Genomic DNA, 23,416 nt, shown 5'->3' on the forward strand with positions numbered 1-23,416 from the left:
TTAAAGCAATCGTTATTTTTGTTTGGTTATGAACCTTCACCAATTCCGCTTTGTCCAGGAAGCCGCGCGGCGCAACCTCAATCTGACCGAAGCCGCCAAGGCGCTGCACACCTCGCAGCCGGGCGTCTCCAAGGCCATCATCGAGCTGGAAGACGAGCTGGGCATCGACATCTTCGCGCGCCACGGCAAGCGGCTCAAGCGCATCACCGAGCCGGGCCAGCATGTGCTGCGCAGCATCGAACTGATCATGCGCGAGGTAGGCAACCTGCGGCGCATCGGCGAGCAGTACAGCGCGCAGGACAGCGGCACGCTGTCGATCGCCACCACGCACACCCAGGCGCGCTACGTGCTGCCGCCAGCGGTGGCGCGCCTGCGCGAGATCTACCCCAAGGTCAACATCAGCCTGCACCAGGCCACGCCGCACGAGGTGGCGCGCATGGTGCTGGACGAGGCCGCCGAGATCGGCATGGCCACCGAGTCGCTGGCCGACTACCCCGACCTGGTGACGCTGCCCTGCTACGAGTGGCAGCACGTGCTGATCGTGCCGGCCGCGCACCCGCTGGCGGCCAAGGAGCGCGTGAGCCTGGACGACCTGGCGCACGAGGCCTTGATCACCTACCACCCCTCGTTCACCGGGCGCAGCAAGATCGACCAGGCGTTCGCAACGCGCAAGCTGCAACCCAACGTGGTGCTCGAAGCCATCGACTCGGACGTCATCAAGACCTATGTGCGCCTGGGCCTGGGCGTGGGCATCATTGCCGAGATGGCGATGCGCGAGGCGCCCGCAGGCGACCTGGTGATGCGCCCGTTGAGCCATTTGTTCGGCACCAACGTGGCGCGCGTGGCGCTCAAGCGCGGCGCCTACCTGCGCAACTTCGTCTACAAGTTTGCCGAGCTGATCAGCGACCGCCTGAACCGCGACCTGATCGACCGCGCAATGGACGGCCACGTCAACGACTACGAGCTGTAAACATGACCACCCCCGCCTTCCCCAGCCGCCTGCCCGACGTGGGCACCACCATCTTCACCGTCATGTCGGCGCTCGCCGCCGAGCACCAGGCCGTCAACCTGGGCCAGGGCTTTCCGGACTTCGCCTGCGCCCCGGCGCTGGTCGACGCGGTCACCCAGGCCATGCGCGAGGGCCACAACCAGTACCCGCCGATGGCCGGCATTCCTGCACTGCGCCAGGCGGTGGCGGACAAGACGGCGGCGCTGTACGGGCGCAGCTATGACGCCGAGCACGAGATCACCATCACCGCCGGCGCGACCCAGGCCATCCTGACCGCGGTGCTGTGCTGCGTGCAGCCGGGCGACGAGGTCATCGTGCTCGATCCCTGCTACGACAGCTACGTGCCCAACATCGAGCTGGCCGGCGGTCGCGTAGTGCGCGTGCCGCTGACGCCCGGAACCTTCCGCCCCGACTTTGCGCGCATCGCCGCGGCCATCACGCCGCGCACACGCCTCATCATCGTCAACAGCCCGCACAACCCCAGCGCCACCGTCTGGAGCGACGCCGAGATGCGCCAGCTCGAGGCGCTGCTGGCGCCCACCGACGTGCTGCTCATCAGCGACGAGGTGTACGAGCACATGGTGTACGACGGCGCGCCGCATTGCAGCGCGGCGCGCTACCCGGGCCTGGCCGAGCGCGCCTTCATCGTCTCCAGCTTCGGCAAGACCTTTCACGTCACCGGCTGGAAGGTGGGCACGGTGGCCGCGCCCGCCGCCCTGACGGTGGAATTTCGCAAGGTGCACCAGTTCAACGTGTTCACCGTGAACACGCCGATGCAGCATGGCCTGGCGCGCTACCTGGCCGACCCCACGCCCTATCTGCAGCTGCCCGCGTTCTACCAGGCCAAGCGCGACCTGTTCCGCCAGGGGCTGGAAGGCTCGCGCCTGCGCCTGCTGCCCAGCCAGGGCAGCTATTTCCAGTGCGTGGACATCTCGGCCGTCAGCGACCTGGGCGAGGCCGACTTCTGCCAATGGCTGACCCGCGAGGTGGGCGTGGCCGCGATTCCACTGTCGGCCTTCTACGGCGACGGGTTCGACCAGCGCGTGGTCCGTTTTTGCTACGCCAAGAAGGACGAGACGCTGCGCGCGGCCATCGAGCGGCTGCGCAGGCTGTGAGTGGCATGACCGACACCGCGCCGCCGACGATCGCCTGGGACGACTTCACCCGCGTGCAGTTGCGCGTGGGCCGTGTGGTCTCGGCCGAGGTATTCGCCCAGGCGCGCAAACCCGCCTACATCCTGCACGTGGACTTCGGCCCGGAGCTGGGCGTGAAGAAATCGAGCGCGCAGATCACCGCGCTGTACCAGCCCGAAGACCTGGTCGGACGGCTGGTGGTGGCCGTGGTCAACTTTGCGCCCAAGCAAATCGGACCCATCATGTCCGAATGCCTGGTGACCGGCTTTCACGACGCGCAAGGCGCCGTCGTGCTGTGCGTGCCCGACGGCGAAGTGCCGCTGGGCACCCGGCTGCTGTAGCTCTCATACGGTTTTGTATTCAAGCGCAGAACAAGGCGAACCAACGCAGTTATACGTTTGAAGGCGAAACCGTATCAGGCGCGGCGCAGGCCGCGCACGAGCAACGCCACCAGCACCAGCGCGAACGCGACGAACCACAGGAACGACCAGTTGGCGATCGAGCCACCCAGAAAGGTCCAATCAATCGCCGAGCAGTCGCCCGAGCCGCGGAAGATCATCGGGATGGCGCGGCTGATCGGGTAGCGCTCGACCAGTCCGTAGAAGTCGCGCCCGCAGGTGACGATCTCGGGCGGAAACCACTGCAGCCAGCTTTGGCGCGCGGCGGTGAAGGCGCCCAGCCCGCACGCCGCGATGGCCAGCACGCTGGCACCCATCCACCACGCGCGCGACGGCCGCAGGCTGCCCAGCAGCGCCAGCACCGCCAGCAGCACCAGCGCATAGCGCTGCACGATGCACATCGGGCAGGGCTCAAGCCCCACCACATGCTGCAGGTACAGCGCAAAGCCCAGCATGGCGAAGCAGGCCAGGCTGATCAGCGCCAGCGTGCGCCGCGGCGCGTTCAAGATCCAGTTCAACACAGAAAATCCTTGGCAGGGACCGGCTGCGGGCCCCTGGGGATGAAGGCTTCACCCGTGTCAGATGCCCGCGCCGTAATCGAGAAAGACAGTGGCACGCCTGGGGGTCACGACCAGGGTCTCGCCCTCGCGCAGCTCCATGTCGTGGAACTGCTGCGCCGGGATCTGCGCCTCGATCAGCGTGCCAGCCTGCGTATTGTCCTCGTCTTTGTACGCGCTTTGCGCAATGAGTTCCAACCGCGCCATGCCGCCGACGACGATGGCACGATCCAGCTGCGCGAGGATGCCCCGGCCGCCGCCGGCCGCCGCCTCGGCGCCCTGGGCGGCGGGCCGCGCCACGTCCAGCTCGTGCGGGCGCACATAGGCCAGCGCGTCCAGTACCTCGCCCTGCTGCGCCCCTTCGCCCGAAGTTGGCATTGCCAGCTGCGTGCCGGCCAGCGTGTGGCCGTCGTCCAGCACCATGCGTCCGTCCTGGGCGCGGCCCCGGAACAGGTTGACGTCACCGAGAAAGCCGTAGACGAAGGGGCTGGCCGGGTGGTTCCACACCTCCTGCGGCGTGCCCTGCTGCTCGATGCGGCCCTGGTTGATCACGACGACGCGGTCGGCCACCTCCATGGCCTCCTCCTGGTCGTGCGTCACGAAGATGCTGGTCACGTGCAGCTCGTCGTGCAGGCGGCGCAGCCAGCGGCGCAGGTCCTTGCGCACCTTGGCGTCCAGCGCGCCAAAGGGCTCGTCCAGCAGCAGCACCTGCGGCTCGACGGCCAGCGCCCGCGCGAGCGCAATGCGCTGGCGCTGGCCGCCCGACAGCTGCGAGGGAAAGCGGTCGGCCACCCAGTCCAGCTGCACCAGCGTGAGCAGCTCCATCACGCGGGCGCGGATCTGCGCTTCACTCGGGCGCTCGCGCCGCGGCTTCATGCGCAGGCCGAACGCGACGTTCTCGAACACGCTCATGTGCTTGAACAGCGCGTAGTGCTGGAACACAAAGCCCACGCCGCGCTCGCGCACATGCACCGGCGTCTGGTCGCGCCCGCTGAAGTGGATGCTGCCGGCGTCCGGCTGCTCCAGTCCCGCAATGATGCGCAGCAGCGTGGTCTTGCCGCAGCCCGACGGCCCCAGCAACGCCACCAGCTCGCCCGAGGCGATGTCCAGGTTCACGTCCTTGAGCGCGTGAAAGCGCCCGAAGTGCTTGTCGATATGGCGAATTTCGATGCTCATGCTCTTGAGCCTTTCAATGGGTATGCGTGGCCGCCACTCAGGCAGCAGCCACCCAGCGCGCGGCGCCGTTCTGGGGCGCTGCCGTGTCGGGCTGCGCCTGTGCATGGGGGTTTTCCGGCGGCAGGTCGACGGCCGCCAGCTGCTGCGCAGCCTTGAACTCGGCCACGGTCTTGATCGCCAGCGTTACCAGCGCCAGCAGCGCCAGCAGCGAGGCCGCAGCAAAGGCTGCCACCGACTGGTATTCGTTGTAGAGAATCTCCACGTGCAGCGGAATGGTGTTGGTCTGGCCGCGGATGTGGCCCGAGACCACCGACACCGCACCGAACTCGCCCATGGCCCGCGCATTGCACAGGATGACGCCGTACAGCAGCCCCCACTTGATGTTGGGCAGCGTGACGTGCCAGAAGGTCTGCCAGCCGCTGGCGCCCAGCACGGTGGCGGCCAATTCCTCGTCGTTGCCCTGGGCCTGCATCAGCGGGATCAGCTCGCGCGCGACGAAGGGGAAGGTGACGAACAGCGTTGCCAGCACGATGCCGGGCACCGCAAAAATCACCTTCAGGTCGTGCGCGGCCAGCCAGGGGCCGAACCAGCCGTTGGCGCCAAAGACCAGCACGTACATCAGGCCGGCGACGACCGGCGAGATGGAGAACGGCAGGTCGATCAGCGTCACCAGCAGGGACTTGCCGCGGAACTCGAACTTGGCCACGCACCAGGCGGCGGCCACGCCGAACACCAGGTTCAGCGGCACGGCAATTGCCGCGGTGATGAGCGTCAGGCGGATGGCGGCCAGCGCGTCCGGATCGGCCAGGCCGGCCAGGTAGGCGGCCCAGCCCTGGCGCAGCGCCTCGGCGAACACTGCGGCCAGCGGCAGCACCAGGAACAGCAACACAAAGGTCAGCGCCAGCGCAATCAACAGCCAGCGCACCCAGCGCGGCTCGGTCGTGGCGCGCGCGCCCGGCGAAGAAGCGGCGGCGCGGCTCATGCGGTCATCCCCGTGCGTTTGCGCTGCCAGGACTGCAGCGCGTTGATCACCAACAGCATGGCGAACGAGATCACCAGCATCACGCAGGCCACCGCGGTGGCGCCGGCAATGTCGTACTGCTCCAGCTTGCCTATGATGATGAGAGGCACGATTTCCGAGACCATGGGCACGTTGCCCGCGATGAAGATGACCGAGCCGTACTCACCCAAAGCACGCGCAAACGCCATCGCAAAACCGGTGAGCAGCGCCGGCGCAATGCCCGGCAGCAGCACGTGCACGAAGACCTGCAAGCGCGACGCGCCCAGGCTGGTGGCGGCCTCTTCCAGCTCGGCCTCGCTGTCCTGCAGCACCGGCTGCACCGTGCGCACGACGAAGGGCAGGCTGATGAAGACCAGCGCCACGACAACGCCCGCCGGCTCGAACGCCAGCTTGATGCCCAGCGGCTCCAGGTACTGGCCCACCCAGCCGTTGCCCGCCAGCAGCGTGGTCAGGGCAATGCCGGCCACCGCCGTGGGCAGGGCAAAAGGCAGGTCGACCAGCGCGTCGACCAGCTTCCTGCCCGGAAAGTCATAGCGCACCAGCACCCAGGCCAGCAGCAGGCCGACGACCAGGTTGATGCCCGCCGCCAGCAGAGACGCGCCAAACGTCAGCCGATAGGCCGCCAGCACGCGCGGTGCGCTCACCGCCTGCCAGAACTCCTGCCAGGTCAGGCTGGAGGACAGCGCCACCAGCGCGACCAGCGGCACCAGCACGACGACGCTGAGCATGAACACCGTGTAGCCCAGCGTGAGCCCGAAACCGGGCAAGGCGCGCCGCCCCCGCGGGCGCGCGCCCACGGCACGGCCGCCGCCCCATGTCAAAGTACCCATGGCAAAAAACCTGTAATCAAGCCGTATCAGCCGCGCGCGGCCTTATTGCGCCTGGTAGATCTGGTCGAACAAGCCGCCGTCGTTGAAGTGCACCTTCTGCGCCTCGCTCAGGCTGCCGAAGTACTTGGAGACCGCGAACTGCGTGATCGGCTTGAACTGGTCCTGGTGCTTCTTGAGGATGGCCTCGGAGCGCGGGCGCACGGCGTGCTTGGCGGCAATCTCCTGCGCTTCGTCCGAGTACAGATAGTCCAAATAGGCCTTTGCCAGCTCGCCCGAGCCGCGCTTGGCGACCGTGCGCTCGACGACGGCCACCGGGTTCTCGGCGGTGATGCTCACCGACGGGTAGATCGCGTCGACCTTGCCCTTGCCGAATTCACGCTCGACCGACACCACCTCGGACTCGAAGGTGATCAGCACGTCGCCCACGCCGCGCTGCAAAAAGGTGGCCGTCGCGTCGCGCCCGCCCTTGGCCAGCACCTGCACGTTCTTGAATACCTGGGTCACGAAGTCCCTGGCCTGGGTGTCGTCGCCGCCTTGCTCACGCACGCTGCCCCAGGCAGCCAGGTAGGCGTAGCGGCCGTTGCCGCCGGTCTTGGGGTTGACCACGACGACCTTCACATCCGGGCGCACCAGATCCTTCCAGTCCTGGATGTTCTTGGGGTTGCCATGGCGCACCAGGAACAGCATGGTCGACGCGGTGGGCGCCGCGTCGTGCGGGAACTTGCTGGCCCAGTCCTTGGCAACGACTCCCTTGTCGGCCAGGAACTGCACATCGGTCGTGGTGTTGAAGGTCACGACGTCGGCCTCCAGGCCGTCGTTGACCGCGCGCGCCTGGGCGCTGGAGCCGGCGTGCGACTGGTCGATCTTCACGTCCTTGCCGGTCGTCTTCTTGTAGTGGGCGACGAAGGCCTGGTTGTAGTCCTTGTAGAACTCGCGCGCCACGTCGTAGGAGACGTTGAGCAGCTTGTCCTGCGCCAGGACGGAGCCGGCCAGGGTGAGCGCAAAGGCGGCAACGGCGGTGGAGAGAAGGTGTTTTTTCATCACAGATCGCATGCAGTCAAAAGGAATGCAGCGATTGTGCGAAGCGCGCTTCAAAACTCAAACGACTGTATTTTTGTTTGTTTATGTTCGATTCGAATATGAAACCCTGGCCGCGCCATCACCCAGCGGATGCAGCCAGGCTGTTGCGCCCGGGCATGGTCTCGCCCAGAAAGTCCAGAAAGGAGCGCACCGACGGCGCCAACCCGCGGCGCGTGGCGAACACCGCGTGCACGATGCCCTGGGGCGGCGACCACAGCGGCAACACGCGCAGCAGGCGACCGTCGGCCATCTCCTCGTGACACATGTAGTCGGGCAGCATGCCCACGCCGGTGCCCGCCAGCGCGGCAAACTTGAGCGTCAGCAGGTCGTCGACCACGTAACGCGGGCTGTGGCGCACCGTCTGCGGCGCGCCATGCGGGCCCACCAGCTCCCAACTGGCCTGGCCGTCCTGGCTGGAGGAGGCAATGCTGTCCATCTGCGCCAGCTCCTGCAGCGTGATGGGCGTGCCCTGGCGCTCCAGCAGCTGCGGGCTGGCCACCAGCACCTGGCGCGCAACGTCAAGCCGCTTGACGACCAGGCTGGCGCTGTCGTCCAACGAGCTGCGCACGCGCAGTGCAATGTCAACGCCCTCCTCGACGACGTTGACCGGGCGGTTGTTCACCTCCATCTGCACGCGCACCTCGGGGCAACGCTGCAGATACAGCGGCATCAGCTCGCCCAGCACCGTCTGCGCCAGCGTGACCGGGCAGGTCACGCGCAGCAGCCCGCGGGGCTCTGACTGCACCTGCGTCACCGCGTCGTGGCCGGCCTGCGCCGCCTCGCGCACCGTCAGGCAGTGCTGCAGAAACAGCCGCCCGGCGTCGGTCAGCGACAGCTGGCGCGTGGTGCGCTGCAGCAGCCGTGCGCCCAGGCGCGACTCCAGCTCGGAGATGCGGCGCGACAACCGCGACTTCGGGATGCCCAGCGCGCGCCCGGCAGCGGCAAAGCCTCCGCGCTCGGCCACCTCGGCAAAGTAATACATGTCGTTGAGATCCTGCATGGCCGCATTATTGTCCTACCTGCAGAACAATCAATCACAATTTCACGTGCTTATCACCAATTCAAAGCCAATCGATAATTGCTGCATCGCAACATCCTCCCGCCCTTCGGGGCGTCTTGTTTTTCAGGAGCTTTCATGAAACTGCTGCACATCGACTCGGCCATCACCGGCGAACAATCGGTCTCCCGTCAAATCACCCAGGCCATCGCCAACGCATGGCACAAGACCCACCCGACGGGACAGGTCGAGCACCTGGATCTGGTGAAAGATGCGCCGGCGCACCTGACCATGGACGCCATGTCGCCGCGCACCGGCCAGACCGATGGCTTCACCGAAGCGCAGCTGCGCGAGAACGCCCTGTCCGAGCAGCTGGTGTCGCAGTTCCTGGCCGCCGACGTCGTGGTGATCGGCGCGCCGCTGTACAACTTCAGCATCCCGACGCAGCTCAAGGCCTGGATCGACCGCATCGCCCAGCCGGGACGCACCTTCCGCTACACCGCCAACGGCCCCGAAGGCCTGGCCGGCGGCAAGACCGTGATCGTGGCGCTCAGCCGCGGCGGCATCTACTCGACCACCGAGGAGGGCCGCGCACGCGAGCACCAGGAAACCTATCTGCAGACCATTCTGGGTTTCTTCGGCGTGACCGACGTGCGCATCGTGCGTATCGAAGGCACGGCTCTGGGCGCGCAGGAGCGCGAGCAGGCGATTGCCAAGGCGCTGGGCACGGTCGATCAACTCGTCAAGCCGCAGGCCGCCAACCAGGAGCAGATGGCCGAGGTCGCGTAAAAATCATTGGCCTTACCCGCCAGCAAGCCAGCCCGCCGGGCTGGCTTTTTCATGGGCGCGGCAGCGCAAAGACCGCAGGACGGCACGGCCCATGCCGCGTGCTTACCATCAGCCTATGAACGACAGCGAAATGCCCGGACCCAGCCCGACAGACGGCGCCCCTGCGGCAGGCGGTCAGCCCCCGGTGCGCCGGGTACTGGTGTTTTGCATCGTCTCGCTGGCGCTGTTGATGATGTCGGTGGATTCGACCATCGTGGCAACCGCCTTGCACGCGCTGCAGCAGGATCTGGACACCAGCGTCAACTGGGCCGGCTGGACCATCACCGCCTATGCCTTCGGCTTCGTGCTGATGCTGCCCATCAGCGGGCGCATGAGCGAGCGCTACGGTCGCCGGCGGGTATTCCTGGGGTCGGTCGTCGTCTTCACCATCGCATCGCTGCTGTGCGGGCTGACCAGCAACATCGTGGTGCTGGTGGCGCTGCGCGCGCTGCAGGCCGCCGGCGGCGCCGGCTTCACGCCGTCGGCCACAGGCATCGTGGTCGACCACTTTGGCGACGCGCGCGACCGCGCGGTCGGGCTGTTCGGCAGCATCTTCCCGATCGGCGCGATGATCGGCCCGATTTTTGGCGGCCTGTTCGTCAACTACTGGAGCTGGCGCGGCGTGTTCTTCGTCAATCTGCCACTGGGCCTGGCGGTGCTGGCGCTGTCGCTGCGCTACATCCCGCGCGACCCGCCACTGCAACTCAAGGCCGCGCCGCCGCTGGATCGCCTGGGCATGGTGCTGCTGGCCGTGGCGCTGCTGGCCGGCATGCTGGTCACCAGCTTTCTGGGCGAGCACCATATGCCGCTATCGCCTCTGCAGCTGCTGGCGCTGGCCGCCGTGGCGCTGGCCTGCGGCTGGTGGTTTTTGCGCCATATCGACCGCACGCCCGAGCCCTTCATCGCGCCGCGCCTGGTGCACGGCACGGGCTTTGGCGCGGTCAACCTGGTCAACATGATTTACGGCGGCATCACCATCGGCTCCATGGTGCTGCTGCCGCTGTACGCCACCAACCGCTACGGCATGGACGCGCTGGACGCGGGCACGCTGCTGATGGCGCAGGGCGCCGCCTCCATCACCATGTCGACGCTGGCCACTGCGGTACTGCGGCGCACCGGCTACCGCGCGCCGCTGTACCTGGGCGGCACGCTCAGCGCGCTGGGCATGGTGCTGGTGGCGCTGGCGCCACCCTGGGGCCTGGGCGCGCACGGCTGGCTCACCGCGGCGGCGCTGATCGTCGGCGTCGGCGCCGGCGTGGTCAACCCGGCCAGCCGCAACGCCGGGCTGCAACTGGCGCCGGAGCAATCCTCATCGATCGCCGGCCTGCGCTCTCTGTGCTTTCAGGCCGGCACCATCGTCGTGATCTCGCTGGCCACCGCCGTGCTGGCCCACTCCGCCACCCCGGGCAGCGGCCAGGCCTGGGTCTACGCGGGCGTCGCGGCGCTGCTGCTGGTCTGCCTGCCGCTGATACGCCGCATTCCGGAGCACCATGGCGCGTGGTAGATGGGTTAAAAAACAAAGGGCCGCATCGCGCGACCCCACATCACGTCCGTAGTCAGCGCTACATCCGTCGGCGTCTCACCACCCCGCCAGCACCGAGCCCTTGAACTGCTCGTTGATGAACTTCGCAATCGTGTCGTTCTGGTAGGCCTTGCGCAGTTGCGCCACCCAGGGCTTGTCCAGGTCGGCCTGGCGCACCACCATGATGTTGACGTAGGGGCTGTCGGCCGCTTCCATCGCGATCGCGTCGGTCTTGGGGTTGAGCCCGGCCGAGATCGCAAAGTTGGTGTTGATCGCCGAGGCGTCCAGGTCGTCGAGCGAGCGCGGCAGCTGGGCGGCGTCCAGCTCGATGAACTTGAGCTTCCTGGGGTTGCTCACCACGTCCAGCGGCGTGGCCTTCAGCCCCGCGCCGTCCTTGAGCTTGATCAGCCCCTGCGCCTGCAGCAGCAGCAAAACGCGCCCGCCGTTGGTCGGGTCGTTGGGGATGCCAAAGCGCGCGCCTTCCTTCAGGTCGGCGAGCTTCTTGATCTTCTTGGAGTACAGCCCGATCGGGAAGTTGACCGTATTGAACGCGACGGCGAACGGGTAGCCGCGATCCTTGACCTGCGCGTCCAGATAGGGCTTGTGCTGGTAGCTGTTGGCATCCAGGTCTCCGGCGGCCAGCGCGGCGTTGGGCTGCACGTAGTCGCTGAACTCGATGATCTGGATGTTCAGCCCCTCGCCGGCGGCCACCTTCTTGACCTGCTCCATGATCTGCGCGTGCGGGCCGGCGGTCACGCCGATCTTGAGCGTCCTGTCCTACGCCACGGCGCCCAGGGACAGGCCCGAAGCCAGGGCCAGCGCCAGGCCCGACTGCAGCAGGGTTCGTTTGGAAATCACGTCTGTGCCTTTCTCGTTCAATCACAACCAAAACGACGCCCATGATAGGCGCCGCGCCGGCCCGAAACCGTGCCAGGATCAGACCGTTTGGTGATAAGCAAATGTGGAGGCAGCCGCCTCAGCGGTGCGACAGCCGGCGCACCGCCCAATCGCCAAAGCTCTGGATGATCTGCACGAAGACGATCAGGATCACGACGACGGCCAGCATCACGTCGGGCAGAAAGCGCTGGTAGCCGTAACGGATGCCCAGGTCGCCCAGGCCGCCGCCGCCCACGGCGCCGGCCATGGCCGAGTAGCCGGTCAGGCTGACGAAGCTGATGGTCAGGCCCGCGACGATGCCCGGCAGCGCCTCGGGCAGCAGCACCTTCCAGACGATCTGCCAGGTACTCGCGCCCATCGACTGCGCTGCCTCGACCAGGCCGTTGTCCACCTCGCGCAACGCGGTCTCGACCAAACGCGCGATGAAGGGCGCAGCCGCCAGCGTCAGCGGCACGACGGCAGCCCAGGTGCCGATCGAGGTGCCGGTGATCAACCGCGTGAACGGAATGATGGCCACCAGCAGAATGATGAAGGGCGTGGAGCGCACCGCGTTGACGATGCCGCCGACGACCGCGTTGAACGGCCGGTGGGCCAGAATTCCGCCCGCGTCGGTGAGCCGCAGAAACACGCCCAGCGGAATGCCGACCAGGCCGCCGATCACGCCCGACAGGCCGACCATCAGCACCGTCTCCCACAGCGAGACGGCAAACAGCTCCAGCATCATTGCGGAAAAATTCTCGAACATCTGCCGCTCCCCCTATGCACCCACTTCGACCGTGCGAACCTGCACGCCCTGGATGCGCAGGTAGTCGATTGCCGCGCCGATATGCGCCATTGCGCCGCTGGCGTAGACCGCCAGCGAGCCAAACGTCTGCTCCTGGATCTCGTCGATCTGCCCGTGCAGGATGGACAGATCCAGCCCCAGCTCGCGGATCAGGTGCGACAGGATGGGCTCGTACGCCTGCTCGCCCGCATACGACAGGCGCAGCAGCTGCCCCGACTGCCCCGGCGCCAGCCGCGCGGCCAGCTGGCGCACGCGCGCCAGCACGCTGGCGGGCAGTTCCTGCGGCACGATCTCGTCGATCAGGCTCTTGGTGATGTCCTCGCGCGGGCGGGTGAACACGTCGATGACCGAGCCCATCTCGACGATGCGCCCGGCCTCCATCACCGCCACGCGGTCGGCAATCTGCTTGACCACCTGCATCTGGTGCGTGATCAAGACCACGGTCACGCCCAGGTCGCGGTTCACCTGCCGCAGCAGATCCAGGATGGAGCGCGTCGTCTCGGGGTCGAGCGCACTGGTCGCCTCGTCGGATAGCAGCACCTTGGGGCGGCTGGCCAACGCTCGGGCAATGCCCACGCGCTGTTTCTGCCCGCCGCTGATCTGCGCCGGATAGCGGTCTGCCAGATGCGCCAGGCCCACCAGGTCGAGCAGCGGTGAGATGCGCTCGCGGATCTGCGCCGCGCTCATGCCGGCCAGCTCCAGCGGCAGCGCCGCGTTGTCGTAGACGGTGCGCGACGACAACAGGTTGAAGTGCTGGAACACCATGCCGATCTCGCGCCGCGCCTGGCGCAGCTGGGCGCCCTGCAGCTGCGTCAGCTCGCGCCCGTGCACCGTCACGGTGCCGCGCGTGGGCCGGTTGAGCAGGTTGATCACACGCACCAGCGAGCTCTTGCCCGCACCCGAGCGCCCGATGATGCCGAACACCTCGCCCGGCGCGATGTGCAGGTCGACGCCGCGCAAAGCCTCGACCGGGCCTTGCGGGCCCTGGTAAATCTGGGTAATACCCTTGAGATCGATCATGGATGGTGACAATGCCGCGGCGCGCAGGACGGCCCGCGCGGCCGGGGCAGAGGAAAGACGGGCCATCGACAAAGCGCCGGCAATGCAGCTGCCGCCCGTCGTGGAAAAGCCGGCTATTTTAGCCAGGTCACCGCCAAGACACCTGCCACGGCATGCGGCACCAAGCACCGCGGGCGCAATGCGACAATCGGCGCAAACCCTGAAACCGCTCCACGACAAAGGATTCCCATGGCACGCATGGTTCACTGCATCAAGCTCGGCCGCGAGGCCGAAGGCCTGGCCGCCCCGCCCTACCCCGGCGAGCTGGGCAAACGCATCTGGCTGCAGGTGAGCAAAGAGGCCTGGCAGGACTGGCTGCGCCACCAGACCATGCTGGTCAACGAAAACCGCCTGAACATGGCCGACGCCAGCGACCGCAAATACCTGGCCGCGCAGATGGAGCGGCACTTCTTCGGCGACGGCGCCGACGCAGTGGCCGGCTACACCCCACCCGAGGCCTGAGAGGCTGAGAGGAAATTCCCCGTGCCCGCTTTACACGCCAAAACACCGCCACTCTGCGTTGCAAATACTCGCCATAGCCCGAGCTATGGCTGCGTTTTGCGCCTCGATTGGCGGCATTTTGACGCGTCTCTCGGGCTCGGCCAATTTACTCTCAGCCTCTGATTCCCGCAAAGGCGCACAACGCCCCTTCGCATGAGCGAACCCCTCTCCTGGCTGCCCGACGGCACGCCCTACAGCCCGCGCTTTTCCGACCGCTACCGCAGCAGCGCCCACCACGGGCTCAATCAGGCGCGCCAGACCTTTGTGGCCGGCTGCGGCCTGCCCGCGGCCTGGGCCGGCCAGGCGCAGTGGCGCGTGCTGGAGACCGGCTTTGGCCTGGGCCTGAACTTCCTGGCCACCTGGGCCGTCTGGCGCGCCGACCCCGCGCGCCCTGCCCTGCTGCATTACAGCGCCTGCGAGGCCTGGCCGGTGGCCGCGGCCGACCTGCTGCGCGCCGCGCCGCCCGACCCCGAGATCACCGCGCTGGCGCAGCAACTGGCCGCGCAGTGGTGGGGACTGCTGCCGGGCGTGCACCACCTGCAGTTCGACCGCGGGCGGGTGCAGCTGACGCTGCTGGTCGGCGACGCGCAGGCGCTGCTGCGCCAGCAGCAGCCCCCGGCCGACAGCGTCTACCTGGACGGCTTTGCCCCGGCACACAACCCCGAGCTGTGGAGCATGCACACCCTCAAAGCCGTTGCGCGCTGCTGCCACCGCGGCACGCGCGCGGCCACCTGGTGCGTGGCGCGCAGCGTGCGCGAATCGCTCACGCAATGCGGCTTCGAGGTGCGCAAGGTGGATGGCACGCCGCCCAAGCGCGCCAACCTGCAGGCCAGCTACAACCCGCGCTGGGAACCTAAAACTGGCCACCCGCCACTGCCGGCGGTCACGCTGCCCGCCGGGCGGCGCGCGCTGGTCGTGGGCGCCGGCATCAGCGGCGCCTGCGTGGCCGCGCAGCTGGCGCAGCGCGGCTGGCAGGTGCAGGTGCTGGACGCCCGCGCCGCTGCGGCGCAAGGCGCGTCGGGCATTCCGGCCGGCGTTTTCTCGCCGCACGTCTCGCCCGACGACAGCCTGCTGTCGCGCCTGACGCGCGCCGGCGTGCGCGCCACGCTGGCCACGCTGCAGCAATGGGCGGGCGACCTGTGCGGCCAGGCCTGGCTGGACAGCGGCGTGCTGGAGCACGGCGTCGAGGCGCCGCCGCGTCTGGCCTGGAGCGACGGTGAGGGGCTGGAGTGGAGCGCCCCGGCCACGCCAGAGCAGCTTGCCGCCAGCGGCCTGCCCCTTGACGCGCCCGGCTGCTGGCACGCACGCGGCGGCTGGATTGCGCCGCACGCGCTGGTACGGCGCCTGCTGGCGCAGCCCGGCATCACGCTGCACACCGGCGCCGCCGTGCAGCAGTTGCAGCGCAGCGCACACGGCCTGTGGCAGGCACGCGATGCGCAAGGCACGGTGCTGGCCGAGGCCGACCTGGCCGTGCTGTGCGCCGGCGCCGGCAGCAACGCGCTGCTGGGCTGGCATCTGCAGCCGTTGCGCGGGCTGATGAGCTTTGGCGCCTGGCCAGCGGCAAGCGCGGCGCCGCGCCCGCAGCACCCGATCAACGGCCATGGCAACTTTCTGCCCACCATTGCACTGCCCGACGGCAGCAGCGGCTGGGCCGTCGGGTCGACCTTCGAGCGCGACGAAGACCGCCTGCCGCTCACCGCTCGGGAAGTCGAACAGGCCCACGGCGCCAACCACGAACGCCTTCTCGCCCTCGCGCCGCAGCAGGGCGCGGCACTGGCCGCCGCGTTCGGCCAGGCCCAAGGCTGGGCCGGCGTGCGCTGCGCCGCGCCCAACCACCTGCCCGTCGTCACGCCACTCGATGAGAGCGCCAGCCTGTGGGCCTGCACCGCCATGGGCGCGCGCGGCCTGACGCTGGCACCGCTGTGCGCCCAGCTGCTGGCCGCGCGCCTGCACGGCGAGCCGCTGCCGCTGGACAGCCGCCTGGCGCGGGCCATGGACAAATGCCCCACATGAGTGCCATTGCCCACCCCGCTTTGCGCCGCGCCGCCGGTGGTGCCACACTCGACGCCAGCCATGAACCGACAGGAGAGCGCACCATGAGCACCGCCGACACCGTTTTTGCCTGCCTCGATGGCCTGGACACGACCGACGCCATCGTCGACGGCGCACTGTGGGCCGCCCGGCGCCTGCAGGCGCCGCTGACGCTGCTGCACACCCTGGCGCGCCCCGAGCCGCTGCCGCCGGTGGGCGACTACAGCGGCGTGATCGGCATGGGCGCGCAGGACATATTGATGCAGCGCCTGAACACGCTGGACGAAGAACGCGTCAAGCTGGCGCAGGAAGCGGCCGAGCGCATGCTCGACAGCGCCAGCGCCCGCATTGCCGACGAGCCCCTGCCCGCGCCGGTGCAGACGCTGCTGCGCCAGGGCGAGCTGACCGAGGTGCTGCTGGAAAACGAAGCCGCGGCGCGCCTGTTCGTGCTGGGCAGCAACCGCCGCCCGGGCAAGGCGCGCAAGCTGCGGCTGGACCACAACGTCGAGAGCGTGGTGCGCAACGTGCGCCAGCCGGTCATGGTGGTGACCGAGCCCGGCTTCATCGCGCCCGGGCACTTCGTCATCGCCTACGACGCCAGCGCCACCGCGCAGCGCGCGGTCGAGGTGCTGGCGCGCAGCCCATTGCTGCGCGGCATGCCGGGCATGCTGGTCATGGTGGGCGAGGCCACGCCCGAGATGCTGCAGCGCCTGGAAGACGCGCAGGCGCACCTGAAGGCAGCGGGCTTCGAGGTCGGCACGCGCATACTCCCCGGCCTGCCCGAGGAGGTCATTCCCGCGCTGCTGCAGGACATGGGCGATGCGCTGCTGGTGCTCGGCGCCTACGGCCACTCGCGCATCCGCCACCTGATCGTCGGCAGCACCACGACGGCGCTGCTGCGCCTGTCCAGTGCTCCGGTGCTGGTGTTGCGCTGATCCACCTTCCCCCCGTCCACAGTCGGGCGCCCGGTCAAGGCGCCCGCGCCGCCTCCACCAGCGTGCGCGTATAGGGGTGGCGCGGCGCGTCCAGCACCTGGCGCCAGGGGCCCGCTTCCACCACTTCGCCGTCCTTCATCACGATGACCTGGTGCGCCATGGCGCGCACCACGGCCACGTCGTGGGTGATGAGCAGATAGGCCAGGCCGCGCTCTTTTTGCAGGCGCTGCAAGAGCTGCAGCACCTGCTGCTGGATGGTCACGTCCAGCGCGCTGGTGGGCTCGTCGAGCACCAGCAGGTGCGGATCCAGCACCAGCGCGCGCGCGATCGCCAGGCGCTGGCGCTGCCCGCCCGAGAATTCATGCGGGTAGCGCGACAGCAGCGCCGGGAACTGCGCCTCGGCGAGTCCCACCTCGGCCAGCAGCGCGCGCACGCGCTCGCGGCGCTCGTTCACACTCAGATGACGCTGGTGCACGCGCAGGCCCTCGCCGACGATTTCCTCGACCGTGAGGCGCGGCGACAGCGACGAAAACGGGTCCTGGAACACCACCTGCACCCGCCGACGCAGCGCCTGGTTGTGCGTGCCGTTGTGCTGCGCCGGCTGGTGCCACTGCTGGCCCGCCACCTGCAGCTGGCCGCTGCTGGGCAGCAGCCCCAGCAGCGCCTGCGCCAGCGTGGACTTGCCCGAGCCCGACTCGCCCACCACGCCCAGGGTCTGCCCTGCGTCGATGCGAAAGCCCGCGCCCTTGACCGCGATGAACTCGCCCTTGGAAAACCACCCGCGCAGGCCAGCGATCAGTACCGGATAGGCCACGCGCAGCCCCTGTGCCTGCGCGGCCGGCGCATCGCTGCCGCCGGGCAGGCCGGCCGCCTCGACCACGTCGCGCCTCGGTGTGCTGCTGATGAGCCGCCGGGTATAGGCGTGCCGGGGCTGCTCGAACAATGTGCTGCACGGCGCGGTTTCCACCAGATGGCCGGCCTCCATCACCGCGACGCGGTCGGCAAAACGGCGCACCAGCAGCAGATCGTGGGTGATGAGCAGCACCGCCATGCCGGTCTGGCGCTGCAGGTCGGTCAGCAAATCAAGAATCTGCCCGCGCAGGCTCACGTCCAGCGCGGTCGTGGGCTCGTCGGCCAGCAGCAGCTTAGGCGCACTGGCCAGTGCCATGGCGATCACTGCGCGCTGGCGCTGCCCTCCCGACAGCTGGTGCGGGTAGCTGCCGGCGCGCCGCGCGGGCTCGGGCAGGCCGGTGCGCGCCAGCAGCTCGATGGCTGATTGCAGTGCCTGCGCGCGCGTGAGCGCCTGCTTGAGCACCAGCACCTCGACGATCTGCGCGCCCACGCTCATCAAGGGGTTGAGCGCGGTCATCGGCTCCTGGAACACCATGGCCACGTCGCTGCCGCGCACGCCGCGCAATTCGCGCTCGCTCAGCTGCAGCAGGTCGCGCCCTTCAAACACGGCCTTGCCGCTGATCTGCGCGTCGGCCACCAGGCGCAGCAGCGCCAGCGCGGAGATGGTCTTGCCCGAGCCGGACTCGCCCACCAGCGCAAGTTTTTCGCCAGCGGCTATGTCGAAGTCCACACCGTGCACCACCTCCTTGGCACCAAAGCGCACGCGCAAATCGCGCACCTGCAGCAGCGGCGCGCCCGCGCCCTGGACCGGCTGTGCGGCGGCGCTCATCGGTCGGCCTTTCGCGGATCGAGCGCGTCGCGCAGCGCGTCGCCCATGAAGGTCAGCAGCAGCAGTGTGATGACCAACACCGCAAAGGTGAAGATGGAGATCCACCACGCGTCGATGTTGTTCTTGCCCTGGCTGAGCAGCTCGCCCAGGCTGGGCGTGCCGGGCGGAACGCCCAGGCCGAGGAAGTCCAGCGAGGTCAGCGCCAGAATGGCCGCGCTCATGCGAAACGGCAAAAAGGTGACCACCGGCACCATCGAGTTGGGCAGGATGTGGCGCCAGATAATGTGCCGGTTGGGCACGCCCAGCGCCCGCGCCGCCTTGACGTAATCGAGCTGGCGATTGCGCAGAAACTCGGCGCGCACATAGTCCGACAGCCCCATCCAGCCGAACAGCGACAGCAGCGCCAGCAGCAGCGCCACGCTGGGCGCGAACACCGCGCTGAAGATGATGAGCAGGTACAGCTCGGGCATCGAGCCCCAGATCTCGATGAAGCGCTGAAAGGCCAGGTCGACCTTGCCGCCAAAAAAACCCTGCACCGCGCCGGCCGCAATGCCCAGCACCACGCCAACGGTGGTCAGCGCCAGGCCGAACAGCACGCTGACGCGAAAGCCGTAGATCAGCTGCGCCAGCAGGTCGCGCCCGCGGTCATCGGTGCCCAGCCAGTTGTCGCGCGACGGGCCCGACGGGTTGGGCGCCTTGGCAAAGTAGTTCAGCGTGTTGCTGCCGTAGGGGTTGACCGTGTAGAGCGCCCAGTTGTCGCCCTCGGTGATTTTTTGCCGGACATAGGGGTCGAGGTAGTCGGCGGGTGTGCTGAAGTCGCCGCCAAACGTCGTCTCCGGGTAGTCGTGCAGCATCGGAAAGTAAGTCTGCCCCTGGTAGCGCACGACGAGCGGGCGATCGTTGCTCACCAGCTCGGCGCACAGGCTGAGCAGCACCAGTGCGCAAAACAGCAACAGGCTCCAGTAACCCAGGCGGTTGCGCTTGAAACGCAGCCAGGCGCGGCGCGCGGGAGACAGGCTGGGCGTCGGCGCGTCGTCAGCCATGGCTCGCGTCCGCCAGCAGGTTGTGAAAAGGCTCACGGCTCTTGAAGCGATAGGCGCCGAGGCCGCGCTCGTCAGTGGTCAGGATGCGACCGTGGCCCAGGTGCTCGGCCAGCAGCACCAGCGAGCCGTCGGCCAGGTCCATCGGCAGACTGGCGTAACGCTGCATCAGGTGCGCCAGTCGCTCGGTTTGCGGCGCGTCCCACTGCCAGACGGCAATGCCGCCGGCCGCCACATCGCGCAGCAGGGCCTGCGCGGCGTCGGTGCCAATCCAGCGCGTAAGCAGGTGCGTGGCTTTGGTCAGCACCGGCCAGGTGGTAATCCAGCCCTCGCCCTGCGTGTGCAGTACCCCGGTGGCGCGGCTGTGCCAAGCGTCGTCGGAGTCTGCCAGCGCGTAGAAGAAGCCAGCGTCGACGATGATCACGCGTCGCCCGCCCGGGACGGTTTTTCAGGTTTGGAGGCGGCAGGCGGCTGGGCTGCATAGGGCGTCACCGGCTCATGCACAGCTGGCGCGCGGTCGTGGTGCTTGTTGCCCCATCCCTCGGCCAGACGCGTCTTGTAACTGCCGGCCACGTCGGTCCGGCCGCTGCGGCCCTTGCCGACGAACGCCGCGAAGTGCGCCAGGCCCCCGCGTCGCGCCCGCACCTGTTCATAGTAGTACTGCACGCTGGTGCGCAGCACCTCGCTCACGCCCAGACCAGTGGCTTCGGCCAGGTAATTGAGCTGCTGCTCGGCTTCGCCCTCGAAACGCGCATTGACCCGCATGGCCGACTTCCCGGAAAGATGTTTGTCATGCATTGTATGACGAACTCAGTCGAATTTCACGCGCGGATCGACCCACACGTAGCACAGGTCGCTGATCAGCTTGGTCACCAGGCCGATCAGCGTGAACAAATAGAGCGTGCCCAGCACCACCGGATAGTCGCGGCGGATCACGCTCTCATAGCTCAGCAATCCCAGGCCGTCGAGCGAGAACAGCGTCTCGATCAGCAGCGAGCCGGTGAAGAACGCGCCGATGAAGGCCGACGGAAAGCCGGTGACGATGGGAATCAAGGCATTGCGAAACACATGGCCCCACAGCACCTGGCGCTCGCTCAGCCCCTTGGCGCGCGCGGTCAGCACATATTGCTTGCGGATTTCTTCGAGAAACGCGTTCTTGGTCAGCATGGCCGTCACTGCAAAACTGCCCGCCACCATGGCTGTGACCGGCAGCGTGATGTGCCACAGATAGTCGACGATGCGCGCGCCCCAGGCCAGCTCGTCCCAGTTGCTGGAGGTGAGCCCGCGCAGCGGAAACCACTGCAATTGCCCGCCAAACACCACCAGCAGCGCCACGCCCAGCACAAAACCCGGAATGGCATAGCCCACGAGGATGATCAGCGTCGTCACCAGGTCGAAGCGCGAACCCGCGCGCACCGCCTTGGCCACGCCCAGCGGCACGGCCACCAGGTAGCTGATGAAGAAGGTCCACAGCCCCAAGCTGATCGAGACCGGCATCTTCTCCTTGACCAGCTGCCACACGTCCTTGTTCTGAAAGAAGCTGCGCCCCAGGTCGAAGCGGGCGAACTGCCCCAGCATCTGCACGAAACGCTCGTGCGCCGGCTTGTCGAAGCCGTAAAGCTTCTTGATCTGCGCGAGGCGCTGCGTGTCCACCCCCTGAGCGCCGCGGTAGGCCATGCCCGCCCCCTCGGCACCGCCGTGGCCCGCAGCGCCAGCCTTGGCCTCGGCCAGGTACTGCTCCACCGGCCCGCCGGGTACAAACTGAATCACCACAAAGGTGAGCAACAGCACGCCAAGCAGCGTGGGCAGCATCAGCAGCAGGCGTTTGACGATATAGGCCAACATGGGTGGTCATTATCATGACAAGCCGGCCCCGCCAGCGGCAAGGCGTGTGCCATGCACCGCGCACGGGCGCATCCCCCGATGCGCGGCAAGCCGCAGCGAATGACCTTGTTTGACAAAAATGGGCAGCCACCGGGCGCACGCACTTCTACACTTACGCCGCCCATGCCCCTGTCCACCGCCACTACCGCCATGCGCCGACGCTTCGTCGGCTGCGTCGCCGAAGCGTGCGGCCTGGGCGCGCGGGCCGCCCACTCACCCTGGCACTTCGTGGCGCGCACGGAAGCCTCGCTGGCCCATGCCAACGCCCTGGTGCACGCAGCGCTGCAGGCGGGCTTCGACCAGATTAGGCGCGACGGGCAATTCGTCCGCACCTGGGAATACCGCCGCAAGCGGCCCACACGCCACCTGCTGCTGCAGCCGGTCGGGTGAGCGGCAGAAAGCCCTGCGCCGTGCCCCATTCGTCCCGAACGCTCCACGCCCGCTTCGTGCGCCAGCTGCTGCCCGTGCTGACGCTGGCCTTCGTGCTGGCGGCGCTGGGCACCGCGTGGGTCAACCTGCGCCACCAGCGCAGCGACGCAGAAAACCAGCGCCAGCAGACGCTGCAGGTCTTTGGCACCGCACTGTCCAAACCGCTGCGGGACTGCGACAGCGCCACCGCCACCAGTATTGCCCAGGCCATGCTGCTGCAGCCCCAGGTGCGCAGCGTCACCGTCGAAGACCAGTGCGCGCAAAGCCTCATCCAGACCGGCGCCGCAACGCGAGCGCCCTCGTCCGACCTGCTGCATGCCCCCCTGCACTACGTGGACGAGGCGGGCGCCCGGCACCCGGTCGGCGAGCTGCGCATCGGCTTTGCACCCGTGTCGTTCATCGACTCCGCCTTCGAAACCCTGGCCCTGCAACTGGTGATCTTCATCGCCATGCTGCAAGCGGTCATCACCAGCGCCGCCTGGGCGCTTGAGCGCATCATCGGCCAGCCCCTGCACCTGCTGCGCCAGGCCATGCGCAGCCACCGCACGCTCGAATCCGTGCCCGCGCATTGGGCCGCCGAGATCACCGAAGTCGCACAGACCTACAACACCCAGGTCAACGAACTGCAGCGCCTGGCGCACTACGACGCGCTGACCGGCCTGGCCAACCGCACCCTGTTCGACTCCCACCTGCAGCGCTGCCTGCGGCGCGTGCAACGCCGCGAAAATGCGCTGCACGTCCTGGTGCTGGACCTGGACGACTTCAAGCCCATCAACGACCGCCACGGCCACCAGGCGGGCGACCTGGTGCTGCAAACCATTGCCGCTCGCCTGCAGGCCATGGTGCGCCCCACCGACATGGTCGCGCGGCTGGGCGGCGATGAATTCGTCATCGTGCTGAGCGGCGGCGAAACCGACCCCGCGCTCGACGCGCACGCCCTGCTCCAGCGGCTGCAACACAGCATTGCCCAACCCATCGCCCATCGCCATGGGCAACTGCAAGTCCACGCCAGCGTGGGCCTGGCCACCTACCCGCACGACGGCAATACCGCCCAGGCCCTGCTGGCGCACGCCGACCAGGCCATGTACGCAGCCAAGGGCGGCGCCACGCCGCGCGCCGGCATCCCAAGGCAAGACGCCGCGTGGACACGGCAGCAGGTTGGCAATCGTTGACCATGTCCGCCCGTGCCTTGCTGCAACAATGCGCGCTTGCAGCCGCGCCATGGGGCGCGGCGCAGCACAACCCAGGAGAAAACATGGCTGGCAAGTTCGAACTCAAGAAATCCAAGAACGACAAATTCCACTTCAACCTGCACGCCGGCAATGGCCAGGTCATCCTGACCAGCGAGATGTACGAGGCCAAGGCCAGCGCGCTCAACGGCATCGAGTCGGTCAAAAAGAACGGCGCCGAAGCCGCCCGCTACGAAAAGCTCACCGCCAAGGACGGCTCGCCCTACTTCGTGCTCAAGGCCACCAACGGCCAGGTCATCGGCCAAAGCCAGATGTACTCCGGCGAAGCAGCGCGCGACAACGGCATCCAATCCTGCATCAACAACGCGCCGGGCGCGGTGGTGGACGATCAGACCGCTGCCGCCTGAGAATTGGCGGGGGCGAGTACAAAAGAC

24 protein-coding genes and 1 pseudogene are annotated in these 23,416 nt (G+C 68.0%); 11 read left to right on the forward strand and 14 right to left on the reverse strand.

What is annotated here, in order from left to right; genetic code table 11:
• Positions 1-28: 28 nt before the first annotated feature.
• From ABD767_RS07500 to ABD767_RS07510, 3 genes are read left to right on the forward strand one after another with little or no spacing between them, the layout of a single operon-like run.
• On the forward strand, positions 29-970 hold the full coding sequence (locus tag ABD767_RS07500; RefSeq protein ID WP_103043709.1) for a CysB family HTH-type transcriptional regulator: 942 nt from the start codon (positions 29-31) through the stop codon (positions 968-970).
• 2 nt (positions 971-972) lie between these two features.
• Positions 973-2,124 carry a methionine aminotransferase gene (locus tag ABD767_RS07505; protein ID WP_103043710.1) on the forward strand — a complete coding sequence of 384 codons (1,152 nt, stop codon included), beginning with the start codon at positions 973-975 and terminating at the stop codon, positions 2,122-2,124.
• 5 nt (positions 2,125-2,129) lie between these two features.
• Positions 2,130-2,483 (forward strand): tRNA-binding protein, encoded by a 354-nt coding sequence (locus ABD767_RS07510; protein WP_103043711.1) that lies wholly within the window; start codon positions 2,130-2,132, stop codon positions 2,481-2,483.
• Between the two features lie 74 nt (positions 2,484-2,557).
• Here ABD767_RS07510 and ABD767_RS07515 read toward each other — a convergent pair whose 3' ends face one another.
• From ABD767_RS07515 to ABD767_RS07540, 6 genes are all read right to left on the reverse strand, one after another.
• Complete coding sequence (locus ABD767_RS07515; protein WP_103043712.1) at positions 2,558-3,061, reverse strand: disulfide bond formation protein B; 504 nt, start codon at positions 3,059-3,061, stop codon at positions 2,558-2,560.
• Between the two features lie 57 nt (positions 3,062-3,118).
• Positions 3,119-4,273, reverse strand: a complete 1,155-nt coding sequence (locus ABD767_RS07520; RefSeq protein WP_103043713.1) for a TOBE-like domain-containing protein — start codon at positions 4,271-4,273, stop codon at positions 3,119-3,121.
• 37 nt (positions 4,274-4,310) lie between these two features.
• Complete coding sequence (gene cysW, locus ABD767_RS07525; RefSeq protein WP_103043714.1) at positions 4,311-5,255, reverse strand: sulfate ABC transporter permease subunit CysW; 945 nt, start codon at positions 5,253-5,255, stop codon at positions 4,311-4,313.
• Positions 5,252-6,124, reverse strand: coding sequence for a sulfate ABC transporter permease subunit CysT (gene cysT, locus ABD767_RS07530; protein ID WP_103043715.1), 873 nt, complete (start codon positions 6,122-6,124; stop codon positions 5,252-5,254). The genes cysW and cysT overlap by 4 nt, the downstream gene beginning before the upstream one ends.
• Before the next feature lie 42 nt (positions 6,125-6,166).
• Complete coding sequence (locus ABD767_RS07535) at positions 6,167-7,165, reverse strand: sulfate ABC transporter substrate-binding protein (protein ID WP_103043716.1); 999 nt, start codon at positions 7,163-7,165, stop codon at positions 6,167-6,169.
• A gap of 118 nt (positions 7,166-7,283) precedes the next feature.
• Positions 7,284-8,204 (reverse strand): LysR substrate-binding domain-containing protein, encoded by a 921-nt coding sequence (locus ABD767_RS07540; RefSeq protein WP_103043717.1) that lies wholly within the window; start codon positions 8,202-8,204, stop codon positions 7,284-7,286.
• Positions 8,205-8,339: 135 nt separating this feature from the next.
• Between ABD767_RS07540 and ABD767_RS07545 the strand changes: the two genes are divergently transcribed.
• Both ABD767_RS07545 and ABD767_RS07550 read left to right on the forward strand, forming a co-directional pair.
• On the forward strand, positions 8,340-8,990 hold the full coding sequence (locus ABD767_RS07545; protein WP_103043718.1) for an NAD(P)H-dependent oxidoreductase: 651 nt from the start codon (positions 8,340-8,342) through the stop codon (positions 8,988-8,990).
• Between the two features lie 115 nt (positions 8,991-9,105).
• Positions 9,106-10,533, forward strand: coding sequence for an MFS transporter (locus tag ABD767_RS07550; RefSeq protein ID WP_344869066.1), 1,428 nt, complete (start codon positions 9,106-9,108; stop codon positions 10,531-10,533).
• A gap of 75 nt (positions 10,534-10,608) precedes the next feature.
• Here the strand turns inward: ABD767_RS07550 and ABD767_RS07555 are convergent.
• From ABD767_RS07555 to ABD767_RS07565, 3 genes and pseudogenes are all read right to left on the reverse strand, one after another.
• Positions 10,609-11,409 (reverse strand): annotated as a pseudogene (locus ABD767_RS07555) (MetQ/NlpA family ABC transporter substrate-binding protein).
• A 118-nt stretch (positions 11,410-11,527) separates the two neighbouring features.
• Entirely contained in the window at positions 11,528-12,193 is a 666-nt protein-coding gene (locus ABD767_RS07560) for a methionine ABC transporter permease MetI (protein ID WP_103043720.1), read from the reverse strand.
• 12 nt (positions 12,194-12,205) lie between these two features.
• On the reverse strand, positions 12,206-13,252 hold the full coding sequence (locus tag ABD767_RS07565; RefSeq protein ID WP_103043721.1) for an ATP-binding cassette domain-containing protein: 1,047 nt from the start codon (positions 13,250-13,252) through the stop codon (positions 12,206-12,208).
• Positions 13,253-13,480: 228 nt separating this feature from the next.
• Between ABD767_RS07565 and ABD767_RS07570 the strand changes: the two genes are divergently transcribed.
• The 3 genes from ABD767_RS07570 to ABD767_RS07580 all read left to right on the forward strand — a co-directional run bounded on the left by ABD767_RS07570 (position 13,481) and on the right by ABD767_RS07580 (position 16,758).
• Positions 13,481-13,753 carry an oxidative damage protection protein gene (locus ABD767_RS07570; protein WP_103043722.1) on the forward strand — a complete coding sequence of 91 codons (273 nt, stop codon included), beginning with the start codon at positions 13,481-13,483 and terminating at the stop codon, positions 13,751-13,753.
• Positions 13,754-13,945: 192 nt separating this feature from the next.
• Positions 13,946-15,805 (forward strand): bifunctional tRNA (5-methylaminomethyl-2-thiouridine)(34)-methyltransferase MnmC2/FAD-dependent 5-carboxymethylaminomethyl-2-thiouridine(34) oxidoreductase MnmC1, encoded by a 1,860-nt coding sequence (mnmC, locus tag ABD767_RS07575; RefSeq protein WP_103043723.1) that lies wholly within the window; start codon positions 13,946-13,948, stop codon positions 15,803-15,805.
• 83 nt (positions 15,806-15,888) lie between these two features.
• Complete coding sequence (locus tag ABD767_RS07580; protein WP_103043724.1) at positions 15,889-16,758, forward strand: universal stress protein; 870 nt, start codon at positions 15,889-15,891, stop codon at positions 16,756-16,758.
• A gap of 34 nt (positions 16,759-16,792) precedes the next feature.
• Here the strand turns inward: ABD767_RS07580 and ABD767_RS07585 are convergent, their stop codons facing one another.
• The 5 genes from ABD767_RS07585 to ABD767_RS07605 are packed head-to-tail and all read right to left on the reverse strand — an operon-like array spanning position 16,793 to position 21,324.
• Positions 16,793-18,439 (reverse strand): dipeptide ABC transporter ATP-binding protein, encoded by a 1,647-nt coding sequence (locus tag ABD767_RS07585; RefSeq protein WP_103043725.1) that lies wholly within the window; start codon positions 18,437-18,439, stop codon positions 16,793-16,795.
• Complete coding sequence (locus ABD767_RS07590) at positions 18,436-19,482, reverse strand: ABC transporter permease subunit (protein WP_103043726.1); 1,047 nt, start codon at positions 19,480-19,482, stop codon at positions 18,436-18,438. Before ABD767_RS07590 ends, ABD767_RS07585 begins: the two co-directional genes overlap by 4 nt.
• The gene (locus tag ABD767_RS07595) at positions 19,475-19,903 is read right to left on the reverse strand and encodes a PIN domain-containing protein (protein ID WP_103043727.1); all 429 of its coding nucleotides are present in this window, start codon (positions 19,901-19,903) and stop codon (positions 19,475-19,477) included. The genes ABD767_RS07590 and ABD767_RS07595 overlap by 8 nt, the downstream gene beginning before the upstream one ends.
• The gene (locus tag ABD767_RS07600) at positions 19,900-20,277 is read right to left on the reverse strand and encodes a hypothetical protein (RefSeq protein WP_344869072.1); all 378 of its coding nucleotides are present in this window, start codon (positions 20,275-20,277) and stop codon (positions 19,900-19,902) included. The genes ABD767_RS07595 and ABD767_RS07600 overlap by 4 nt, the downstream gene beginning before the upstream one ends.
• A 12-nt stretch (positions 20,278-20,289) precedes the next feature.
• Positions 20,290-21,324, reverse strand: coding sequence for an ABC transporter permease subunit (locus ABD767_RS07605; RefSeq protein WP_103043729.1), 1,035 nt, complete (start codon positions 21,322-21,324; stop codon positions 20,290-20,292).
• 162 nt (positions 21,325-21,486) lie between these two features.
• Here ABD767_RS07605 and ABD767_RS07610 point away from each other — a divergent pair, with 162 nt between their 5' ends.
• The 3 genes from ABD767_RS07610 to ABD767_RS07620 all read left to right on the forward strand — a co-directional run bounded on the left by ABD767_RS07610 (position 21,487) and on the right by ABD767_RS07620 (position 23,389).
• Positions 21,487-21,753 (forward strand): hypothetical protein, encoded by a 267-nt coding sequence (locus ABD767_RS07610; RefSeq protein ID WP_103043730.1) that lies wholly within the window; start codon positions 21,487-21,489, stop codon positions 21,751-21,753.
• A gap of 20 nt (positions 21,754-21,773) precedes the next feature.
• Positions 21,774-22,964 (forward strand): diguanylate cyclase domain-containing protein, encoded by a 1,191-nt coding sequence (locus ABD767_RS07615; RefSeq protein WP_146031432.1) that lies wholly within the window; start codon positions 21,774-21,776, stop codon positions 22,962-22,964.
• An 83-nt stretch (positions 22,965-23,047) separates the two neighbouring features.
• Positions 23,048-23,389, forward strand: coding sequence for a DUF1508 domain-containing protein (locus ABD767_RS07620; protein ID WP_103043762.1), 342 nt, complete (start codon positions 23,048-23,050; stop codon positions 23,387-23,389).
• The last annotated feature ends 27 nt before the right edge of the window (positions 23,390-23,416 follow it).

The sequence above is a fragment of the Comamonas faecalis genome (genome assembly GCF_039538025.1).
Taxonomy (GTDB): Bacteria; Pseudomonadota; Gammaproteobacteria; order Burkholderiales; family Burkholderiaceae_C; genus Comamonas_C; species Comamonas_C faecalis.

Excerpts from the sequence above, each read along its gene's own strand:
- ABD767_RS07500 (WP_103043709.1), top strand. The coding sequence starts at position 29 with ATGAACCTTCACCAATTCCGCTTTGTCCAGGAAGCCGCGCGGCGCAAC.
- ABD767_RS07505 (WP_103043710.1), top strand. The coding sequence starts at position 973 with ATGACCACCCCCGCCTTCCCCAGCCGCCTGCCCGACGTGGGCACCACC.
- ABD767_RS07510 (WP_103043711.1), top strand. The coding sequence starts at position 2,130 with ATGACCGACACCGCGCCGCCGACGATCGCCTGGGACGACTTCACCCGC.
- ABD767_RS07520 (WP_103043713.1), bottom strand. The coding sequence starts at position 4,273 with ATGAGCATCGAAATTCGCCATATCGACAAGCACTTCGGGCGCTTTCAC.
- cysW (WP_103043714.1), bottom strand. The coding sequence starts at position 5,255 with ATGAGCCGCGCCGCCGCTTCTTCGCCGGGCGCGCGCGCCACGACCGAG.
- cysT (WP_103043715.1), bottom strand. The coding sequence starts at position 6,124 with ATGGGTACTTTGACATGGGGCGGCGGCCGTGCCGTGGGCGCGCGCCCG.
- ABD767_RS07535 (WP_103043716.1), bottom strand. The coding sequence starts at position 7,165 with ATGAAAAAACACCTTCTCTCCACCGCCGTTGCCGCCTTTGCGCTCACC.
- ABD767_RS07540 (WP_103043717.1), bottom strand. The coding sequence starts at position 8,204 with ATGCAGGATCTCAACGACATGTATTACTTTGCCGAGGTGGCCGAGCGC.
- ABD767_RS07545 (WP_103043718.1), top strand. The coding sequence starts at position 8,340 with ATGAAACTGCTGCACATCGACTCGGCCATCACCGGCGAACAATCGGTC.
- ABD767_RS07550 (WP_344869066.1), top strand. The coding sequence starts at position 9,106 with ATGAACGACAGCGAAATGCCCGGACCCAGCCCGACAGACGGCGCCCCT.
- ABD767_RS07560 (WP_103043720.1), bottom strand. The coding sequence starts at position 12,193 with ATGTTCGAGAATTTTTCCGCAATGATGCTGGAGCTGTTTGCCGTCTCG.
- ABD767_RS07565 (WP_103043721.1), bottom strand. The coding sequence starts at position 13,252 with ATGATCGATCTCAAGGGTATTACCCAGATTTACCAGGGCCCGCAAGGC.
- ABD767_RS07570 (WP_103043722.1), top strand. The coding sequence starts at position 13,481 with ATGGCACGCATGGTTCACTGCATCAAGCTCGGCCGCGAGGCCGAAGGC.
- mnmC (WP_103043723.1), top strand. The coding sequence starts at position 13,946 with ATGAGCGAACCCCTCTCCTGGCTGCCCGACGGCACGCCCTACAGCCCG.
- ABD767_RS07580 (WP_103043724.1), top strand. The coding sequence starts at position 15,889 with ATGAGCACCGCCGACACCGTTTTTGCCTGCCTCGATGGCCTGGACACG.
- ABD767_RS07585 (WP_103043725.1), bottom strand. The coding sequence starts at position 18,439 with ATGAGCGCCGCCGCACAGCCGGTCCAGGGCGCGGGCGCGCCGCTGCTG.
- ABD767_RS07590 (WP_103043726.1), bottom strand. The coding sequence starts at position 19,482 with ATGGCTGACGACGCGCCGACGCCCAGCCTGTCTCCCGCGCGCCGCGCC.
- ABD767_RS07600 (WP_344869072.1), bottom strand. The coding sequence starts at position 20,277 with ATGCATGACAAACATCTTTCCGGGAAGTCGGCCATGCGGGTCAATGCG.
- ABD767_RS07605 (WP_103043729.1), bottom strand. The coding sequence starts at position 21,324 with ATGTTGGCCTATATCGTCAAACGCCTGCTGCTGATGCTGCCCACGCTG.
- ABD767_RS07610 (WP_103043730.1), top strand. The coding sequence starts at position 21,487 with ATGCCCCTGTCCACCGCCACTACCGCCATGCGCCGACGCTTCGTCGGC.
- ABD767_RS07620 (WP_103043762.1), top strand. The coding sequence starts at position 23,048 with ATGGCTGGCAAGTTCGAACTCAAGAAATCCAAGAACGACAAATTCCAC.